15 protein-coding genes are annotated in these 20,120 nt (G+C 67.0%); 11 read left to right on the top strand and 4 right to left on the bottom strand.

Features of this window, described 5'->3' with window-relative positions:
* Positions 1-14: 14 nt before the first annotated feature.
* The 4 genes from ACO07J_RS20835 to ACO07J_RS20820 all read right to left on the bottom strand — a co-directional run bounded on the left by ACO07J_RS20835 (position 15) and on the right by ACO07J_RS20820 (position 4,356).
* Positions 15-812 (bottom strand): SDR family NAD(P)-dependent oxidoreductase, encoded by a 798-nt coding sequence (locus ACO07J_RS20835; protein ID WP_422032537.1) that lies wholly within the window; start codon positions 810-812, stop codon positions 15-17.
* Positions 813-857: 45 nt separating this feature from the next.
* The gene (locus ACO07J_RS20830; RefSeq protein ID WP_422032535.1) at positions 858-1,997 is read right to left on the bottom strand and encodes an aromatic ring-hydroxylating oxygenase subunit alpha; all 1,140 of its coding nucleotides are present in this window, start codon (positions 1,995-1,997) and stop codon (positions 858-860) included.
* Positions 1,998-2,123: 126 nt separating this feature from the next.
* Positions 2,124-3,167, bottom strand: a complete 1,044-nt coding sequence (locus ACO07J_RS20825) for a GlxA family transcriptional regulator (RefSeq protein ID WP_422032533.1) — start codon at positions 3,165-3,167, stop codon at positions 2,124-2,126.
* A gap of 19 nt (positions 3,168-3,186) precedes the next feature.
* Entirely contained in the window at positions 3,187-4,356 is a 1,170-nt protein-coding gene (locus ACO07J_RS20820; protein WP_422032531.1) for a pyridoxal phosphate-dependent aminotransferase, read from the bottom strand.
* A 188-nt stretch (positions 4,357-4,544) separates the two neighbouring features.
* Between ACO07J_RS20820 and ACO07J_RS20815 the strand changes: the two genes are divergently transcribed.
* The 11 genes from ACO07J_RS20815 to ACO07J_RS20765 all read left to right on the top strand — a co-directional run bounded on the left by ACO07J_RS20815 (position 4,545) and on the right by ACO07J_RS20765 (position 20,068).
* Positions 4,545-5,408: an urease accessory protein UreD gene (locus ACO07J_RS20815; protein ID WP_422032529.1), complete on the top strand. Its 864-nt coding sequence runs from the start codon at positions 4,545-4,547 to the stop codon at positions 5,406-5,408.
* Between the two features lie 4 nt (positions 5,409-5,412).
* Positions 5,413-5,715 (top strand): urease subunit gamma, encoded by a 303-nt coding sequence (locus ACO07J_RS20810; protein WP_300891507.1) that lies wholly within the window; start codon positions 5,413-5,415, stop codon positions 5,713-5,715.
* 10 nt (positions 5,716-5,725) lie between these two features.
* Complete coding sequence (locus tag ACO07J_RS20805) at positions 5,726-6,031, top strand: urease subunit beta (protein ID WP_422032526.1); 306 nt, start codon at positions 5,726-5,728, stop codon at positions 6,029-6,031.
* The gene (gene ureC / locus ACO07J_RS20800; RefSeq protein WP_422032524.1) at positions 6,031-7,791 is read left to right on the top strand and encodes an urease subunit alpha; all 1,761 of its coding nucleotides are present in this window, start codon (positions 6,031-6,033) and stop codon (positions 7,789-7,791) included. The genes ACO07J_RS20805 and ureC overlap by 1 nt, the downstream gene beginning before the upstream one ends.
* A gap of 11 nt (positions 7,792-7,802) precedes the next feature.
* Positions 7,803-8,330 (top strand): urease accessory protein UreE, encoded by a 528-nt coding sequence (gene ureE, locus ACO07J_RS20795; RefSeq protein WP_422032522.1) that lies wholly within the window; start codon positions 7,803-7,805, stop codon positions 8,328-8,330.
* Complete coding sequence (locus tag ACO07J_RS20790; protein WP_422032520.1) at positions 8,320-8,967, top strand: urease accessory protein UreF; 648 nt, start codon at positions 8,320-8,322, stop codon at positions 8,965-8,967. Before ureE ends, ACO07J_RS20790 begins: the two co-directional genes overlap by 11 nt.
* Positions 8,964-9,614 (top strand): urease accessory protein UreG, encoded by a 651-nt coding sequence (gene ureG, locus ACO07J_RS20785; RefSeq protein WP_422032518.1) that lies wholly within the window; start codon positions 8,964-8,966, stop codon positions 9,612-9,614. The genes ACO07J_RS20790 and ureG overlap by 4 nt, the downstream gene beginning before the upstream one ends.
* A 99-nt stretch (positions 9,615-9,713) precedes the next feature.
* On the top strand, positions 9,714-10,763 hold the full coding sequence (locus ACO07J_RS20780) for an efflux RND transporter periplasmic adaptor subunit (RefSeq protein ID WP_422032516.1): 1,050 nt from the start codon (positions 9,714-9,716) through the stop codon (positions 10,761-10,763).
* A 10-nt stretch (positions 10,764-10,773) separates the two neighbouring features.
* Positions 10,774-13,836, top strand: coding sequence for an efflux RND transporter permease subunit (locus tag ACO07J_RS20775; RefSeq protein ID WP_422032514.1), 3,063 nt, complete (start codon positions 10,774-10,776; stop codon positions 13,834-13,836).
* A 107-nt stretch (positions 13,837-13,943) separates the two neighbouring features.
* On the top strand, positions 13,944-15,737 hold the full coding sequence (locus ACO07J_RS20770) for an autotransporter assembly complex protein TamA (RefSeq protein ID WP_422032512.1): 1,794 nt from the start codon (positions 13,944-13,946) through the stop codon (positions 15,735-15,737).
* Complete coding sequence (locus ACO07J_RS20765; protein ID WP_422032510.1) at positions 15,737-20,068, top strand: translocation/assembly module TamB domain-containing protein; 4,332 nt, start codon at positions 15,737-15,739, stop codon at positions 20,066-20,068. The genes ACO07J_RS20770 and ACO07J_RS20765 overlap by 1 nt, the downstream gene beginning before the upstream one ends.
* Positions 20,069-20,120 lie beyond the last annotated feature (52 nt).

Genomic DNA, 20,120 nt, shown 5'->3' with positions numbered 1-20,120 from the left:
TGTTTCGATAATACTCAAATCCTCATCTGCTGTACCTGCGCCGACAGCCCGCCATCCAGCACCCACAACTGCCCGCTCGCATACCTTGCCTCGTCACTCGCCAGCCAGGTCACCAGGTTGGCGATATCCTCCGGCGTGCCATAGGTCCGCAGCGGATGCACATCCCGCACTGCCTGCTGCAACTCTCCGATGCTCTTGCCGCCCCCGCCCGACCCGTCTCCGGTAAAGAAACTCTGCAGCATCGGCGTGTCAATGTATCCGGGGCAAATCGCGTTCACGCGTATCCCCTCCGGCCCGTGATCGCAGGCCATCGCCCGGGTCAGCGCATGCACCGCCCCCTTGGTGGCGCAATAGGCGGCCAGCCCCGGATCGGCGATGAACCCGTCATAAGACCCGAAATTGATGATCCCCGAACTCACGCCATCCGCCGCCGCCTTCCGCAACAACGGTAACGCATGTTTCGAGGTCAGGAACGTCCCCGTCACGTTCACCGCGAAAGACCGGTTCCACTCCTCCAGGCTCGTCTCCTCGATCGTCTTCTCGATCTCGATCCCGGCAGCATTCACCAGCACATTCAGCCGCCCCTGCTCCTCGGCCACCCGTGCCATCGCCCCCTTGACGCTCTCCTCGTCCGACACATCCACCCGAACAAAGCGAGACGCGCCGTCAGGCGCGGCGAGCGATCCGCCCTCGCTCAGATCGGCCGCGTAAACCACCGCCCCCTCCGCCTCGAACCGCGCACAGATCGCCCGCCCGATCCCGCCGCGCCCGCCGGTCACCAGCGCCACCTTCCCTTCAAGCCGTCCTGTCATGACCCCTCCCCGTCCCGGCCCCCGAGCCGGGACCTCTCACCACGCTCACCCGATCGCCTTCTCATACGCCTTCAGCATCAGCCCGTGGAAATGATGCACCGCATGCTCCGACTTCCCCGATCCGCTCGGGTCGTTCACGATCCGCCCTTGCGTGAAGGCCGGCGTGCTCATCCCCCGCTGCACGCTCTCCACCAGCCCGATATCCTCGACCTGCAACACCTCGTCGAGATACCGGATCGCATCCAGCTCCATCGCATCCGGCTCCGGCGTCTCGAGGAAGAAATCATAGGTCTCGAGCGTCCGGTCCGGCCCCGCCGGGATGATGTTGAGAACGATCATGCTCGACCGCCCCGGATACCGCATCAAACATGTCGTCGGCCAAAGCCACCACACGGCATGGGTCCGCACCGTGGCGTTCGAGACGTCATAGGCGCTGTTCGCCCCCTGTCCCGCATCCGCCATGTGACTGGAATAGATCCCGTAGGTGGTCACCTTGTAGGTATCCATATCCACGAGATCGCAGAAATCCTTGTGCGCGGTCGGGCAGTGGTAGCACTCGAGGAAATTGTCGACCACGTTCTTCCAGTTCGACCGGATGTCATAGGTCAGCCGATGCCCGAAGGTCAGATCCTCGATATCCGGCGCCCAATGCCGGATCTCGGTGCCAAGGCTCCCCGACTGCTCGTGCAGCGGCGCGGCCTCGGGGTCGAGATTGACGAAGACGAAGCCGCAGAACGCCTCCACCTGCACGGCGTCGAGGCAGATCTCCCCCGTCTCGAAATCCTCCAGGTGCTCCGTCTCCGGCGCGCGCACCAGCTGCCCATCCAGCTTGTAGACCCACGCGTGATAGGGGCACATGATCCGGCTCGTCTGCCCCTCGCCCCGCAGCAATTCATGCGCCCGGTGCCTGCACACGTTGTAGAAGGCGCGCAGCACCCCCTCCCGGTCCCGCACCACGAAAATCGGCCGCTCGGCAATGCTCACGGTGACATAAGACCCCGGCTCCCGCAGCTTCTCGACATGACACACCCACTGCCACGTCTTCGCGATCACCGCCTGCAGATCCGCCTTGTACCACCCCGCCTCCGTATAGGCATCGGCGTGCAGCGACAGCGACCTGCCGGCATCTTCGGAATACCCCTGCCGGAGTCTCTCGAAATCGGCGCGTTTCGGCATGTCGGTCATGGCTCGGCCCTCCTGCTGGCTGACAGGCCGCCCGCGACTCGGGGCGCCCGCCTACCTCCACAGCATCACCCCCAATCCTCCGGCGCATTTATGCCAAATCCGCCGCCAACTTGACCAAACCAGACATCACACCGTCTTCCGATGCATCGGCCACGCCCGGAACTCGAACGGCACCCGCCCCTCGATCCGGTCCTGCCTCGGCGGCAACCCGAACCTTGCCCGATAGGCCCGCGAAAAATGCACCTGGCTGGCAAACCCCGACGCCAGCGCCACCTGGCTCAGCGCCATCTCCGTCTGCGTCACCAGCCCCCGCGCCCGGTCCAGCCGGATATCCCGGTAATACGCCGCCGGCGCCTTCTTCACGTACCGCCGGAACAACCGGTCCAACTGCCGGTGCGATATCTCCATCCGCTCGCAGATTTCGGCAATCGACAGCGGGACTTCCAGGTGCTTCTCCATCAGCGCGATCGCCCGCCGCACGTTCCTCGGCGCGGTGTTCCCCAAGGGCTCCAGCGGGTCCGCGTTTTGCTGGCTCCCCGCCGGCCGCACGCTCTGGTGAAACAGATATCGCGCCGCCCGGTTCGCCAGAGCATCCCCATGCGTCCCCCGCAAGATGTTCAGCGCGAAATCCGTCGCCGCACTCCCGCCGCTGCAACTGATCCGGTTGCCGTCATAAACGAACAGATCCTCCGTCACCTCGGTCTCCGGGTACATCTCCCCGAACGCATCGATATGCTCGTAATGCACCGTCGCCCGCCGCCCTTTCAGCAAGCCCGCCTCGGCCAGGATGAACGCCCCCGTATCCAGCGCCGCCATCGTTGCACCGGCCCTGGCCCAGCGCCACAAGGCCGCCTGCAACTGCGCCGAGCGATGCTCCTCCGGCGTCCAGCTCGACGAAACCGCCACGATATCCCGCCGCTGCCCCGCGATCTCCGCCAGGGCGCGCGTCCCGATCACCATCCCGTTACTGGCCGCACACGCCCCGCCCGCCTCCGACACCACGTCCCAGCGGAACAGGATCTGCCCGTTCAGGTAATTCGCCACGCGAAACGGGTCGATGAACCCCACCGTCGCGGCAAGGTTGAAATGCGGCGTCACCAGTACGGCAAGCTGCACCGGATTGCGGGGCGCGGGCATGGGTCCACTTTCGGCCAGAACACGTCCAGCCATGTTAAGTCGGCCTCGCCGACTAAAGCAATTCCCCGATCCGCCGGATCGCCTCGCGGATATTCTCCGTGCTGTTGGCATAGGAGAACCGCAGATACCCCTCGCCGAACTTGCCGAACGACGTGCCCGCAATCGCAGCCACCCCGGCCTCCTCCAGGAACCGGTCCTGCGCCTCCCGGCTGGTCATCCCCGTCCCCTCGATATTCGGAAACGCATAGAACGCGCCGGCCGCATCGGCACACCTGACCCCCGGCAACCCGTTCAGCGCCTCCACGATCACCTGCCGCCGGGCGTCGAACTCCGCCACCATCTCGCGCACCGCGTCCTGCGGCCCGTTCAGCGCGGCGATCCCCGCATGCTGCGTCGCCGCGTTCACACAAGAATGGTCGTTGATGCACAGCCGCGTCACGTGATCCACCGCTGCCTCGGGCCACACCGCATAGCCCAGCCGCCAGCCCGTCATCGCGTAGGTCTTCGACCACCCGTCCAGCATGATCAGCCGGTCGCGGATCTCGGGATACTGCAACAGGCTCACATGTTCCCGCCCGCCATACAGCATGTTGGAATAGATCTCGTCCGACATCACCGCCACCTGCGGATGCTCGGCCAGCCCCGCCACCAGCTTGTCGATCTCCTCCTTCGGCGTCACACCGCCTGTGGGATTCGCCGGGCTGTTGATGATGATCAGCCGCGTCTTCGGCGTGATCTGCCCCAGCACCGCCTCGGCGGAAAAGGCAAACCCGTTCTCCTCCTTCAACTCGATCGGCACCGGCGTCGCCCCGCTATACCGGATCACGCTCTCGTAGATCGGAAAGCCCGGGTTCGGATACATGATCTCCGCCCCCGGCTCGCCGAACATCAGCACGGCAAAGAACATCGTGGGCTTGCCGCCGGGCACCGCCACCACGTGATCGGGGTTCACCTCCACCCCGTGCCGCCGGTGCAGGTCCGCCGCCACCGCCTCGCGCAGCTCCGGCAACCCGTTCGCGGGCGTGTACCCGTGATGCCCGTCGCGCAGCGCCTTGATCCCCGCCTCGACGATATGTTCGGGCGTCCGGAAATCCGGCTGACCGATCCCGAGGTTGATGATATCGCGCCCCTCGGCCGCCATCTTCCCGGCCTTGGCCAGCACCGTGAAGGCCGATTCCGTTCCGAGGCGCGAAAGGTTCTCCGCGAACTGCAATTCCGTCATGGCCACTTCCCTGTTCTGAAACTCCTCCGCGTGTTAGCGCAAAACGACCCCGATGAGAACGCCCGCCGCACCGCGCCGCCGCTGCCCGAAAATCGGGCAGATCGCCCATCATTTGCGCAATGGCACCGACCCCGCTCCGCGCGCACCCTCCGAATCTTGCCGCACCCCCGCCCCCGTGATCCGATCCATTGAAACACCACGCCAAGCTCGGGGGGAGAACGGTCATCACGCTGCATCCGGCCCATGTTCTGCCGCCCGTCCTCCCGCGGGCCCGGGGCGAGATCGCCCTCTCGACCAAGCCGGTCGGCGGGCGCAGCGTACTCGACACCCTCCGCCAATCCGGCGCCTTCAAGGCCCTCTTTCCCCGCCCCGAGCACGGGTTGCAGGCCATCCTGATCAACACCGCCGGCGGCGTCACCGGCGGCGACCGCTTCCACGTCTCCGCCCATATCGGGACCGACACCCATACCACGCTAACGACGCAGGCCGCCGAACGCGCCTACCGCGCCATTCCCGGCGAAACCGGCCACATGCGCTCGCGCCTCACGGTGGCAGAAAACGCCACCCTCCACTGGCTCCCGCAGGAACTCATCCTCTACAACGGCTGCGCCCTCGACCGCCGGCTCGAGATCGACCTCGCCCCCACCGCCCGCCTGCTGATCGCCGAACCCGTCCTGTTCGGCCGCGCCGCCATGGGCGAAACCCTGACCGACGCCAGCTTCCGCGACCGCATCCGCATCACCCGCGCCGACCGCCCGCTTTACTTCGACGGTGTCTCCCTCACCGGCGATCTCGCCGCCCGCCTTGCCCGCGCCTCCTCGGGCAACGGCGCGGCGGCGATGGTATCCCTCCTCTACGTCGCCCCCGACGCCGTGGCCCATCTCAACCCGCTTCGCCAACTCCTGCCCCCAACCGGCGGCGCCTCCCTCCTCGCCCCCGACATGCTCACACTGCGCCTCGTGGCCCCCGACGGCCACGCGCTCCGCAGCCACCTCCTGCCCGCGCTCGACCGGCTCAGCGGCGGCGCCCTCCCCACGTCATGGAGACTGTGACCCGATGAACCTGACCCCCCGGGAAAAAGACAAGCTGCTGGTCGCCATGGCCGCCGAGATCGCCCGCAAAAGGCTGGCTCGCGGCGTCCGGCTCAACCACCCCGAGGCCATCGCGCTGATCACCGACGCGGTCGTCGAAGGCGCCCGCGACGGCCGCTCCGTCGCCGACATGATGGAAGCGGGCGCCAAGGTCATCACCCGCGATCAATGCATGGAAGGCGTCCCCGAGATGATCCACGAGGTCCAGGTCGAGGCCACCTTCCCAGACGGCACCAAGCTCGTCACCGTCCACAACCCGATCCGCTGAAAGACCCGCCATGATCCCCGGAGAGCTCTTTCCCGCCGAAGGCACGCTGACCCTCAACGCCGACGCGAAACCGATCACCCTGATGGTCGCCAACACCGGCGACCGCCCCGTTCAGGTCGGCAGCCACTACCACTTCGCCGAGGCCAATTCGGCCCTAGACTTCGACCGCGACGCCGCCCGCGGCATGCGCCTCGACATCGCCGCCGGCACCGCCGTCCGCTTCGAGCCCGGCCAGCGCCGCGAGGTCAGCCTGATCCCCGTCTCCGGCGCCCGCCGCATCTTCGGCTTCAACCAGTCCGTGATGGGAGATCTCTGATGCCCGCCACCATTTCCCGCGCCTCCTATGCCGCCATGTTCGGCCCCACCGTGGGCGACAGGCTGCGGCTGGCCGACACCGACCTCATCGTCGAGGTCGAGCGTGACCTCATCGCCGAACGCGCCGGCGCGGCGGCCACCGGCGGCTCCGGCAACAATACGCTGACGTATGGGGAAGAGGTCAAGTTCGGCGGCGGCAAGGTCATCCGCGACGGCATGGGCCAGTCCCAGGCCACCCGCGCCGAGGGCGCCGTCGACACCGTCATCACCAACGCGCTCATCGTCGACGTGACCGGCATCATCAAGGCCGACGTGGGCCTCAAAGATGGCCGCATCGCCGCCATCGGCAAGGCCGGCAACCCCGACACCCAGCCCGGCGTCGACATCATCGTCGGCCCCGGCACCGAGGCCATTGCGGGCGAGGGGCGCGTCCTCACCGCCGGTGGCTTCGACAGCCACATCCACTTCATCTGCCCCCAGCAGATCGAGGACGCCCTGCACTCGGGCCTCACCACCATGCTCGGCGGCGGCACCGGCCCCGCCCACGGCACGCTCGCCACCACCTGCACGCCCGGCCCCTGGCATATCGGCCGCATGTTGCAGGCCGCCGACGCCTTCCCGATGAACCTCGCCTTCGCCGGCAAGGGCAACGCTTCCCTCCCCGCCGCGCTCGAGGAACAGGTCAACGCCGGCGCCTGCGCCCTCAAGCTGCACGAGGACTGGGGCACCACCCCCGGCGCCATCGATTGCTGCCTCTCCGTCGCCGACGCGCTCGACGTGCAGGTGATGATCCACACCGACACGCTCAACGAAAGCGGCTTCGTCGAGAACACCGTCAAGGCCATGAAGGGCCGCACCATCCACGCCTTCCACACCGAGGGCGCGGGGGGCGGCCATGCCCCCGACATCATCCGCATCTGCGGGGAGGAGCACGTGCTGCCCTCCTCCACCAACCCCACGCGCCCCTTCACCGTCAACACGCTGGAAGAGCATCTCGACATGCTCATGGTCTGCCACCACCTCGACAAATCCATCCCCGAGGACGTGGCCTTCGCCGAAAGCCGCATCCGCCGCGAGACCATTGCCGCCGAGGACATCCTCCACGACATGGGCGCCTTCTCGATCATCGCCTCCGACAGCCAGGCCATGGGCCGCGTGGGCGAGGTGATCGTCCGCACATGGCAGACCGCCGACAAGATGAAGAAACAGCGTGGCCGCCTCTCGGAGGAAACTGGCGACAACGACAATTTCCGCGTCCGCCGCTACGTGGCGAAATACACCATCAACCCCGCCATCGCCCACGGCCTCTCGCACGAGATCGGCAGCGTGGAACCCGGCAAGCGCGCCGACCTCGTCCTCTGGAACCCCGCCTTCTTCGGCGTGAAACCCGAGATGGTCCTGATCGGCGGCACCATCGCCTGTGCGCAGATGGGTGACCCCAACGCCTCGATCCCCACGCCCCAGCCGGTCTATTCCCGGCCCATGTTCGGCGCCTATGGCCGCTCGGTCGAACGCTCCGCCGTCACCTTCATCTCCGAAGCCGCGCAATCCGAAGGCATCGGCAAGGCGCTCGGCCTCGCCAAGGACACGCTCGCCGTCCGCAACACCCGCAATATCGGCAAGAAAGACCTCCTGCTCAACGACGCCACCCCGCAGATCGAGGTGAACCCCGAAACCTACGAAGTCCGCGCCGACGGCGAACTCCTCACCTGCGAGCCCGCCGAGACCCTGCCCATGGCCCAGCGCTACTTCCTGTTCTGAAGGAACACGACATGACCGACCTGCCCCTCGCCCAGACCGTCCGCCGCGCCGGGGAATGGCGCGGCGTGGCCGAGATCGTCACCCTCGATTACGACACCCGCTTCCTGCGCCGCAAACGCCTTGCCACAGACACCGGCCGCCCCTTCGTGATCGACCTCGAAAAGACCACCTCCCTCGAAGACGGCGACGCGCTGGAACTCGATGACGGCTCCCGCGTGGTCATTCGCGCCGCCGAGGAGGACGTGCTCGTCGTCACCGGCAAAAGCCTGCCGCGCCTCGCCTGGCATATCGGCAACCGCCACACCCCCTGCCAGATCGACCCCGACCGCCTGCTCATCCAGCGCGACCCGGTGATCCGCCGGATGCTCGACCTGCTCGGCGCCACGGTCGAGGAAGCCCGCCACCCCTTCACCCCCGAGGGCGGCGCCTATGGCCACGGCCGCACCCATTCCCACGATCACGGCCATAGCCACAGCCCCGACCGCCATCAGGAACACGATCCCGAACACGACCACGACGAGACCGTCGATGCAGGCTGACCCCCGCCTTCTCACCCTCATGCAATGGCTCTCGCCCGCCTACCCGCTGGGCAGCTTCGCCTTCTCCCACGGGCTCGAAAGTGCCGTCCGCGCGGGCTGGGTCCATGACGCCGACACGCTGGAAGACTGGCTCGCCGACCTGCTGACAGACGGCTCCGGCCGCAATGACGCCATCCTCCTCCGCCTCGCCCACGCCGCCCCCACCCCAGAAGCCCTCGAAGATATCGACGCCACCGCCCGCGCCCTCGCCCCCTCCGCCGAGCGCCTGCGCGAGGCCCAGCGCCAGGGCACAGCCTTCGCCCGCGTCACCGGCCCGGTCTGGTCCATCGACCTGCCCGACCTCCTCCTCCCCGTCGCCGTCGGCCGCGCCGCGGGCCTCCTCTCGCTCGATGCCGACATCACCACCATGCTCTACCTGCAGGGCTTCGTCTCCAACCTCACCTCCGCCGCCCAGCGCCTCATGCCCCTGGGCCAGACGCAAGCCCAGCGCACGCTCTCCCGCCTTGCCCCCCTCTGCCAGCGCCTCGTCTCGGACACCGCCGGCGCCACCGCGGCCGACCTCCACAGCAACACCTTCCTCTCCGACATCGCCGCGATGACCCACGAAACCCTGCAACCAAGGCTCTTCCAGTCATGACACGCATGAACGGCCCCCTCCGCATCGGCATCGGCGGCCCCGTCGGTGCGGGCAAGACCACCCTCACCGCCCGCCTCGCCGAACTGATGAAAGACACGTATTCCATCGGCGTCATCACCAACGACATCTACACCCAGGAAGACGCCGAGGCGCTGATGCGCATGCAGATCCTCCCCTCCGACCGCGTCCTCGGAGTCGAAACCGGCGGCTGCCCCCACACGGCCATCCGCGAGGACGCCTCCATCAACCTCGCCGCCGTGGCCGAGATGCAGCAACGCCACCCCGACCTCGAAATCGTCCTCATCGAATCCGGCGGCGACAACCTGTCGGCCACCTTCAGCCCGGAACTCGCCGACCTCACCATCTACGTCATCGACGTCGCCGCGGGCGAAGAGATCCCCCGCAAGGGCGGCCCCGCCATCACCCGCTCCGACCTGCTGGTGATCAACAAGACCGACCTCGCCCCCCATGTCGGCGCCTCGCTCGACGTCATGGCCCGCGACGCCGAGAAAATGCGCGGCGCCCGCCCTGTCCTCTTCACCGCGCTGCGCCACCGCGAAGGCCAGCAGGCGGTGCTCGACGCCATCCGCGACTTGTCCGGCCTCTCCCCCGCCCCATCTCTGTCGCAAGGTCAGTCTTTCAACTGAAACGTACCTGACGTACAAATGACCTTGGGAAAGGCACGTGCCGCAACCGTGCCGGGGCCAAGACGCGAACAAAGAACCACCGGCTTTCGGGGGACACCCATGCGAACAATCCTGGCCGCGCTGATTCTGGCCGCCACCCTGCCGGGCCCCACCTTCGCCCAGCAGGCAGAGCGCCTGCCGCTCGCCAAGCTGATCCCGGTCGAGGCCGGCGATGCCGCCGTCACCCGCAAGTTCTTCGGACATGTCGCCGCGAAGGAAACCGTCGATCTCGCCTTCCAGGTCGGCGGTCAGGTGGTCAAACTCCCCGTGGTCGAGGGCAACCCGATCACCGAGGGCGACCTGATCGCCCAGCTTGACCTCGAACCGTTCGAGCTCTCCCTCGAACAGGCCCGCGTGGAAAAGGAACAGGCCGACCGCACCCTCGAACGCCTCCGCAAGCTCGAGGGCAACGCCGTCAGCCAGGTTTCCGTCGAGGATGCCGAGACCCAGTCCAACCTCGCCGGCATCGCCGTGCGCAACGCCGAACGCTCGCTCGAGGAAGCCACGCTCGAGGCGCCCTTCGACGGGCTCGTCGCCCGCCGCATGGTGGCCAACTTCAGCTCCGTCGCCGCGGGCACCGCCATCGTCCGCCTGCACGACATGTCCGAACTCCGAGTCGAGATCGACGTGCCCGAGGTGCTCTTCCAGCAGGCCGGCCGTGACCCGGATATCGAGCTTTTCGCCAGCTTCCCCGCCTCCGACGAACGCTTCCCCCTCACCGTGCGGGAATTCAACGCCGAAACCTCCGATATCGGCCAGACCTTCCGCATCACGCTGGCCATGCCGCCGCCCGACGACCTGATCGTGCTGCCCGGCTCCTCGGTCGAGGTCACCGCCACCCTGCGCAAGCCCGGCGCCGCCATCACCATCCCCAAGACCGCCGTGGTCATGAGCAACGATGGCAGCCCCTACGTGATGCTCTTTTCCCCCGACGACGACGATGCCGCCGCCGGCACCGTCGCCCGCACCCCCGTCACCGTCGAGCCCACCAATACCGGCCGCGTCCGCGTGACCGACGGGCTCGAAGAGGGGCAGGAAATCGTCGCGTCCGGCGCCGCCGGCCTGAAAGACGGCGACCGCGTCGCCCGTTTCGGCACCTTCCCGGAATGAGCCGGCGGCCATGAACATCGCCACCTTCTCCATCGCCCGGCCGATCTACGTCTGGATCCTCGTCCTGGTCTGCCTCCTGGGCGGCATCTGGGGCTTCGCCACCGTCGGCCGCCTCGAAGATCCCTCCTTCACCATCAAGAGCGCGGTGATCACCACCCGCTACCCCGGCGCCAGCGCCCTCCAGGTCTCGCGCGAGGTCTCCGAACCGCTGGAATCCGAGATCCAGAAGATGAGCGAGGTCGACGAGATCCGCTCGGTCAACCAGCCGGGCCTGTCGCGCATCACGGTGGACATGAAAGACACCTACGCCGGCGACGAACTGCCCGAGATCTGGACCAAGCTGCGCACCCGCGTCAGTGATGCCCAGCTTCCCGACGGCAGCAGCCGGCCCTTCGTCAACGACAGCTACGGCGACGTCTTCGGCATCTACTACGCCATCACCGCCCCGGGCTATTCCGACCGCGAACTCTACGAGCTCTCCCGCTTCCTCCGCCGCGAATTGCTTACCGTCGATGGCGTCGCCGATGTCAGCATCTCCGGCGTCCCGCAGGAGGTGGTCTATGTGGAGCCCGACCTTGTCCAGACCACCAACCAGAACGTGCCCCCCGGGGCCATCCAGCAGGCCATCGCCAACGCCGACAGCGTCACCGAGGGCGGCACGCTGGAAACCGAGACCGGCCGCATCCTGATCCAGGGGCCGGAAGGCAGCGACACCGTTTCGGAAATAGCCGGTCTCACCGTGGGCGTGGGCGGCGAGGTGCTGAACCTCTTCGATTTCTCCAACGTCTACCGCGACCGCGAGGAAGACCCGGACATCCTGATCCGCCACAACGGGCAGGAGGCCTTTACCCTCGGCATCGCCGGCGTCAGTTCCGAGAACATTGTCGACGTGGGCAAGCGCGCCGACGCAAAGCTCGACGAGCTCGCGCCCCGCCTGCCGCTGGGCATCGCCATCCACCCGATCTACCAGCAGCACGAGGTGGTCGAAGAAGCCTCCAACGACTTCCTCACCAACCTCGCCATGTCGGTCTCCATCGTGGTGATCGTGCTGGCGCTCTTCATGGGCTGGCGCGCCGCGGTCGTGGTTGGCGCGACGCTCCTGCTCACGGTGGTCGGCACGCTCTTCTTCATGGGGCTCTTCTCGATCGAGATGGAACGCATCTCGCTCGGCGCGCTGATCATCGCCATGGGCATGCTGGTCGACAACGCCATCGTCGTGGCCGAGGGGATGCAGATGACCATGCTGCGCGGCAAATCCTCTCACGATGCCGCGGAAGAGGCCGCGGGCCAGACCCAGATCCCCCTCCTCGGCGCCACCGTCATCGGCATCATGGCCTTTGCCGGCATCGGCCTCAGCCCGGACGCGACGGGCGAGTTCCTGTTCTCGCTCTTCGCGGTGATCGGGATCTCGCTGCTGCTTTCCTGGCTGCTGGCGCTGACCGTCACGCCGCTGCTCGGGCATTACTTCTTCAAGCGTGGCACCGGCGAAGAGGGCGGCAGCTACGACGGCGCGATCTTCCGCGCCTACGCAGGCCTCCTGCGTGCCTGCCTGCGGCTCTGGTGGCTTGTCATCCCCGGCCTCGTCGCCATTACCGTGGTCTGCTTCATGCTCTTCGGCCAGATCAAGCAACAGTTCTTCCCCGACAGCAACACGCCGCTCTTCTTCGTCCACTACAAGCTCGAACAGGGTGCCTCGATCCACCAGACCTCCGAGGACCTGCGCGTGATGGAAGACTGGCTGATGCAGCAGGACGAGGTCGTCTCCACCACCTCCTATGCCGGGCAGGGCGCGATCCGCTTCATGCTCACCTACCAGGCGGAAGACCCCAACCCGTCCTACGGGCACATCATCGTCCGGACCGAGACGATCGATACCATCGCCTTTGTCATCAACCGGATGGAGGAATTCACCGCCCAGACCCTCCCCGAGGGCGAATTCCGCGCCAAGCGCCTCGCCTTCGGCCCCGGCGGCGGCAACCCGATCGAGGCCCGCTTCTCCGGCTCCGACCCGGCGGTCCTGCGCGAGCTTGCCGAACAGGCCGCCGAACGGCTTGAGGCCGCCTCCGACAACATCGTCGCCCCCCGCATCGACTGGCGCGAACAGGAACTGGTCCTGCGACCCGTCTATGCCACCGACCGCGCCCAGGAGGCGGGTATCAACCGCGACGACGTGACCGGCATCCTGCGCTTCGCCACCGACGGCATCCAGGCCGGTGTCTACCGAGAGGGAGAACGCCAGATCCCCATCATCCTGCGCGCCGACCGTGACGCCGAACTCGCCCTGACCGATTTCGTCATCTACTCCGAAAGCGCCCAGGCCTTCGTGCCCTTCGAGCAGATGACCAACGGCCTGCGCTTCGATCCGCAGAACACCCTCCTGAAACGCCGCGACCGCGTGCTCACCATTACCGTCGGCGCCGACATCGCGCCCGGGCTCACCGCGGCACAGGTGCAGTCCGAGGTCACCCAAACGATCGAGGACATGGAGCTTCCGACCGGCTACCAAATGGAATGGGGTGGCGAACTCGAGAGTTCGAGCCAGGCGCAGGAAAGCCTCGGCCGCCAGCTCCCCCTCAGCCTGATCGTCATGGTCACGATCTCGGTGCTGCTCTTCAATGCGGTCCGCCAGCCGCTGATCATCTGGCTGCTGGTCCCGATGTCTGTCAACGGTGTCAGCCTTGCGCTTCTGGGCACCGGCATGCCGTTCACCTTCACCGCGCTCCTCGGCCTCCTGTCGCTGTCGGGGATGCTGATCAAGAACGGCATCGTCCTGGTCGACCAGATCGACATCGAACGCCGCGACAAGCCGGCGCAACCGTTGAAAGATTCGATTGTCGCCGCCTCTGTATCGCGTCTCCGCCCGGTCGTGCTGGCGGCGGCCACGACCATCCTCGGCATGATCCCGCTGATCTGGGATGCGTTCTTCCAGTCGATGGCGGTGACCATCATGGGCGGGCTTGCCTTCGCCTCGATCCTGACGCTGATTGCGGCCCCGGTGTTTTATTACGTGTTCTTCATCCGCGCAGACCGAAAGCCGCCTATCGCACAAAGCGAATTCGCTTCCCCCGCGTAAGGCCGTCAAGACTTGAAAAGGGATCAGATTTCAGGCCGTCAACCGCATTGTGTGGTCGATCCGCACGGAACTTGCGATATATTGAAAGCGACAGTGGAGTTTCACCCTTGCTTTCGACCCGACAGATTGCACGCTGCCTTCTTTTGCTGACATTTCTCGGCGCGGCCCGCATCGCCGTGGCAGCCGAGGTTTACATCCAGCTTCCCGCCGACGCGCAGGGCCTCAATGGCCACCTTCGTGATGCCTCCCTCAGCGTCCAGACAGCCGAGGAAGAGGGTGTCACCGCACAGGATCTCATGGCGGCCGCCCGCGCCGATTATGCCCGCATGGTCGGCGCGCTCTACGAGGTCGGGCGCTATGGCGGCGTGGTCAGCGTAAAAGTCGATGGCCGCGAAGTCGCCGACATCTCGCCCCTCGCCACGCCACGGCAGGTCCGCCAGATCGTCATACAGGTCCAGCCCGGCCCCCTCTTCCGCTTTTCCACCACCCGCATCGCCCCGCTCGCCCCGGAAACCGAGCTGCCCGAGGGGTTCCGCCCCGGCGCCCCGGCCTATTCCGCAGTGATCGGGCAATCGATCGACGTGGCCGGCGACACTTGGCGCAACCGCGGCCATGCCAAGGTCGCCATCGCCGACCAGCGCATCACGGCCAACCATGCCGGCGCCCGGCTTTCGGCCGACGTCACGCTTGCTCCTGGCCCCCGCCTGACCTTCGGCAACCTCGTCATCAAGCGTTCGGGGGCCGTCCGGCCCGAGCGTATCCGGGCCATCGCCGGCCTGCCCACGGGGAAGGTCTATTCGCCGGAAGAGGTCCGCAACGCCAGCCGGCGCCTCCGCCGCACCGGGGCCTTCTCCTCGGTGGTGCTGGAAGATGCCGAAACCATCGGCCCCGGCAACACGCTCGACATCCACGCCACGGTGGCCGATGCCAAACCCCGCCGCTTCGGCTTCGGCGCCGAGATATCCTCGCTCGAAGGGCTCACAGTCTCGAGCTTCTGGCTCCACCGCAACCTGTTTGGTGGCGCCGAACGCCTTCGGATCGAGGGCGAGGTCAGCGGCATCGGAGGCGATTCCGGCGGGATGGACTACGTCTTCTCGACCCGCTTCGAACGGCCCGCCACCTTCAACCCCGACACCGACCTCTATCTCAGCGCCAAGGCGCAGGAACTCGACGAGCCCGATTTCCGCGAGCGCAGCGTCCGCATCGGCGGCGGCTTCCTGCACAGGTTCTCGGAAGAGCTGACCGGCGAGATCGGCGTCGCTTACCAGTATTCCGATATCAATGATGACCTCGGCTCGCGCACGCTCGAGCATTTCCTGCTGCCCGCCAGCCTCGAGTACGACACCCGGGACGAAGAGCTGAATGCCAAGAAGGGCGTTTACGCCGATCTGGAAGTGACCCCCTTCTTGGGCCTCGACAATGACAGCCTCGGCGCGCGCATGTACCTCGACGCCCGCACTTACCTCACCTTCGGCAAAAACGACGGGCTTACCTTCGCCACCCGCGCCCAGCTCGGCTCGGTCAGCGGCGCGGGGATCGGCGAAGTTCCTCCCAACATGCTGTTCTATTCCGGCGGCGCGGGCACCGTGCGCGGCCAATCCTACAAGTCACTGGCGGTGGATCTGGGGCCCGGCCTGCGTATCGGGGGGCGTTCCTTCGCGGCGCTCTCCGCCGAACTGCGCGCCCGGGTGAAGGACAAGTGGTCGGTCGTGGGTTTCGCCGACGCGGGCTTCGTCGGCGCCGACAGCTGGTGGGACGACGGCAAGGCCCATTACGGCGCGGGCTTCGGCGTGCGCTACGACACCGGCCTCGGCCCGATCCGCGTCGACATCGCCACCCCGCTCGGCAGCGACGCGGGCGAAGACATCGAACTCTATATCGGGATAGGACAGGCATTCTGATGCGTCTCCTCCGCCTCATCGCACTCGTCACCCTCACCGCCCTGCCCGCCGCCGCGCAGGAAGAGAACGAGGCCGACAAGACCTATCTGGAAGGCTGGATCGAGGACGCGCTCTCGGGCGCCGGCCGCTCGGTCACCATCACCGGTTTCCGCGGCGCGCTCTCCTCGAACGCCACGCTGGAACGGATGACCATTTCCGACGACGAGGGCATCTGGCTGACCATGGAGGACGCCACGCTCGTCTGGTCCCGCTCTGCCCTCCTGCGCGGCGAGGTCGACGTGACCGAGCTTTCCGCCGCCGTCATCGACATCGCCCGCCTTCCCGAAGGCGGTGAAAAGATCTCCGCCGATGATGCCGAGGCCACCGCCTTCGCCCTGCCCGAACTCCCCGTCTCGATCTCCATCGACGACCTCCGGGCCGACGAGGTCCGGCTCGGCGCGCCGATCCTCGGCGAGCCTGCCACCATGTCGGTCGAGGCCACCGTGCAGCTTGCCGAAGGCACGGGCGAGGCGCAGCTTGCGATCGAACGCACCGACCGACCCGACCAGATCACGCTCGACGCCGCCTTCGACAACGAATCCCGCGTGCTCGCCATCGACCTTGATTTCGATGAGGGCGAGGGCGGGATGGTCTCCAAGGCTCTGAAAATCCCCGGAGAGCCCGCCATGCGCCTTCAAGTGCAAGGCGAGGCACCCCTGTCGGATTTCGAGGCTCAGGTCGCACTTTCTTCCGATGGCACCCGACGCTTCGGCGGCGCGATCCGTATTGGCGCGCTCGACGACGACAACGAGGAAGCCGGCTACGCCTTCTCTACCGACCTGTCCGGCGACCTCCGCCAGCTCTTCACCCCCGACCTGCACCCCTTTTTCGGCGAAAACGCCTCGCTTCGGGTAGCGGGTCAGACCTACTCCAACGGCAGCCTCACGCTAGACACGCTCGCGCTTGAAGCCGGCGGCATTGAACTCAACGGTGATCTGGCCCTCGACTCCGAAGGCTGGCCCCGGGAATTCAACCTCGACGGCCGCGTCGGAGGCAACGGCCGCCTGCGTCTGCCTATCTCCGAGCCGATCACCACCATCGAGTCTGGCCGCATCACGGCCGGCTACAACGCAGCCGAAGGCGACGCGTGGACGGCCGAGATTTCGGTCGACGGGCTCACTCGCGACGGGCTCGAGATCGACGGGGCCCGCGTCGAGGGGACGGGCACCATCACCCGCGGCGACAACGAGAGCTTCCTCGCCGACCTCACCTTCAGCACCCAGGGCGTCACCCACCGCGACGAGGCGCTGACCCGCGCCATCGGCGGCGCCCCGAACGGCAAGCTCCGCCTGACCTACCAGCCCGACCGCCCGACCCAGATCGAAACTCTGGAAGTGGCCAGCGGCGATGCCACCCTCACCGCGCAGGGCACCCTCGACGGGCTGGCCGAGGGCTTCCCCGTCTCCGGCCGCGCCACCCTGCAGGCCGACGACCTGCGCCGCTTCGCCGGCGTCGCCCGGCGCGACCTTGCCGGCTCCGCCAACCTGACCGTGCTGGGCGAGGGCAACCTCCTCGGCGGCGCCTTTGACGTCGAGATCGAGGCCGCCACCCAGGACCTCGAAACCGGCACCGACCGGCTCGACCCCCTGCTCACCGGCCGCAGCACCCTGGAAATCGACGCCCGCCGCACCGAGGAAGGCACCTTCATCGACCGGCTCGTCATCGACAACGCCTCCGTCGCCGCCACCGCCGAAGCGCGGCTCGACGCCGAAAGGGGGGCGCTCACCCTCGAGGGCCGGCTTCAGGACCTCTCACTCGTAGAACCCCGCATCGCCGGCCCGGCCACCATCGACACCAACCTGGGCTGGCAGGCCGACGGGCAGATCACCGTCAACCGCCTCCTCTTCGAGGCGGTCGACACCACCCTCACCGCCGAAGGCACGCTCAACGCCCAGGCCAGAACCCTGCCATTCAACGGGCGCGTCAAGCTCCAGGCCGCCGACCTCTCGCGCCTCGCCGACTTGGCCAACCGCCCGCTCGACGGCGCCATCGACCTCGATGTCACCGGCACCGGCACAATCCGCAAATCCGAAGAGGTGGACGAACCCGAAACCCTGCCCGACGGCATCGACTCCATCGTCGCACAGGTCGAGAACCTTCTCGGCGACACCTTCGAAATCGATCTCACCGCCACCTCGCAGAACCTGCAGACTGGCATCGCGCGTCTCGACCCGATCCTGCGCGGCAACGCTCGGATAGAGCTCGAGTCCAGCCGCACCGAAGAAGGCACCGCCATCGACCGGCTGATGGTCGACAGTGACGCCGTTACCGCCGAAGGCGACGCGCAACTGAACAGCGAAAACGCCACGCTTGCCCTCAAGGCCCGGATGGACAACATCGGCCTCGTCGAGCCCAGCCTCTCCGGACCTGCCAACGTCAACACGGCGATGACGTGGCGCGCCGATGACGGGCAACTTACCATCTCCCGCCTCACTGTCGACGCGCTTGACGCCAGCCTCGATACCGAGGGCACCATCGGCACCGGCGATCCCGATTTGCCTGTGAACGGTCGCCTCTCGCTCGACGCCGCCGATCTCTCGCGCCTTGCGGGGCTTGCCGGGCGGCCGCTGGCAGGTCGCATTGACCTCGATGTCGCGGGGTCGGGCAAGATCAAGGGCCGCAGCGTCGACGCAGAGGTCTCGCTCGACGCCACAGGCTTCCGCTCCGGCATCGCCCAGGTCGACCGCATTTTCGGCTCCGACATCACCCTCGACACCAAGCTCGCCTACGGCGACAACACACCCTTCGTCGAAACCCTGGAACTCGCTGCCGCCCGCCTCTCCGCCTCGGCTTCCAGCGCGGCGCCGGGCGAGCCGGTCACCATTTCCGCGCGCCTTGCCGATCTTGGCCTCATGGCGCCGGGCATCAACGGGCCCGCCACTCTGAACGGCCGCGTGACCATTCTCGACAGCCGCGGCGAAGACCTCGACGTGAACCTCAATTTCGACGGCCCCGGCGGCGTCGGCGCCCGCATCACCGGGCGGATCAACGACCTCGGTCAAACCGTCGCGCTCGCCATCAACGGCAACGCGCCGCTTGCGCTTGCCAACAGCTTCATTCAGCCCACCTCGATCGAAGGCCCGGCCCGCTTCGACCTCCGCGTCGACGGCAAACCCGGCCTTTCCGCCCTCTCCGGCCAGGCGTCGATCAACAATGCCCGCGTCTCGGTTCCCGGCGTCGCCACCGCCATCGAAGGGCTCACCGGCACCGTGAACCTTTCCGGTGGGCGGGCCAATGCCGACATTACCGGGAACACCGGAACCGGCGGCAATTTCCGCATCACCGGCCCGATCGCCCTCTCCGCGCCCTACAACGCCTCGCTCGAAGCCCGCCTCAACCGCCTCCGCGTGATCGACCCGTCGCTGTTCGAGACCATCGTCGACGGTCGCGTCACCGTCACCGGCCCATTGACCGGCGGGGCGCGCATCGGCGGGGCCATCTTGCTTGGCCGGACGGAGATTCAGGTTCCCTCCGGCGGCAGCAGCGCCCCCGGCACGATCCCCAACCTGCGCCATGTCAACGAACCCGCCGCCGTGCGCCGGAGTCGCCTTCGCGCAGGCATGATCGAAACCGGCAAGCGCGGTGGGCCGACGGCCGCCTTCCCGCTCGACCTCATTATCAACGCACCGAACCAGGTTTTCGTGCGGGGTCGCGGGCTCGATGCCGAACTGGGGGGCGCCATCCGCCTCAGCGGCACCACTGCCAACGTCCGGCCAAGCGGCACGTTTGAATTGATCCGCGGCCGGATGGACATTCTGACCAAGCGGCTCGACCTGACCGAGGGGCTCATCGACCTGCGCGGCGCACTCGACCCTTACCTGCGCTTTGTCGCGCGTACGGAAACCGACGAGCTGACCATCGACATCATTCTCGAAGGCCTCGCCAGCGACCCCAACATCACCTTCACCTCCTCCCCCGACCTCCCGCAGGAGGAAATCCTCGCCCAGCTGCTCTTCGGGCGCAGTTTCACCTCCATGTCGGCCTTCCAGGCGGCCCAGCTTGTCAGTGCCGTCGCCACGCTCTCGGGTCGGGGCTCGGGCGGGCTGACAGGACGGCTCCGCGGGGCGCTGGGTCTCAGCGATTTCGACGTCACCACTACTGACTCCGGCGCCACCCAGTTCAGCGCCGGCGCCTATATTTCCGAGAACATCTATTCCGAGTTTACCGCTGACAGCGACGGCAACAACGAGATCAACCTGAACCTCGACCTGTCCTCGTCTGTCACGGTGAAAGGCAGCGCCAGCAGTGATGGCGACACCGGCCTCGGCATCTTCTATGAAAAGGACTATTGAAGGACCAAAAGCCGAGGAGGCGTATTTCTCTTGATTTGCGCGGCACTTGGCG

It is taken from the genome of Roseovarius sp., assembly GCF_965228755.1.
Classification (GTDB): Bacteria; Pseudomonadota; Alphaproteobacteria; order Rhodobacterales; family Rhodobacteraceae; genus Roseovarius.
The sequence above is the reverse complement of the archived record's forward strand: the minus strand, read 5'-3'. Positions and strand labels throughout refer to the sequence as shown.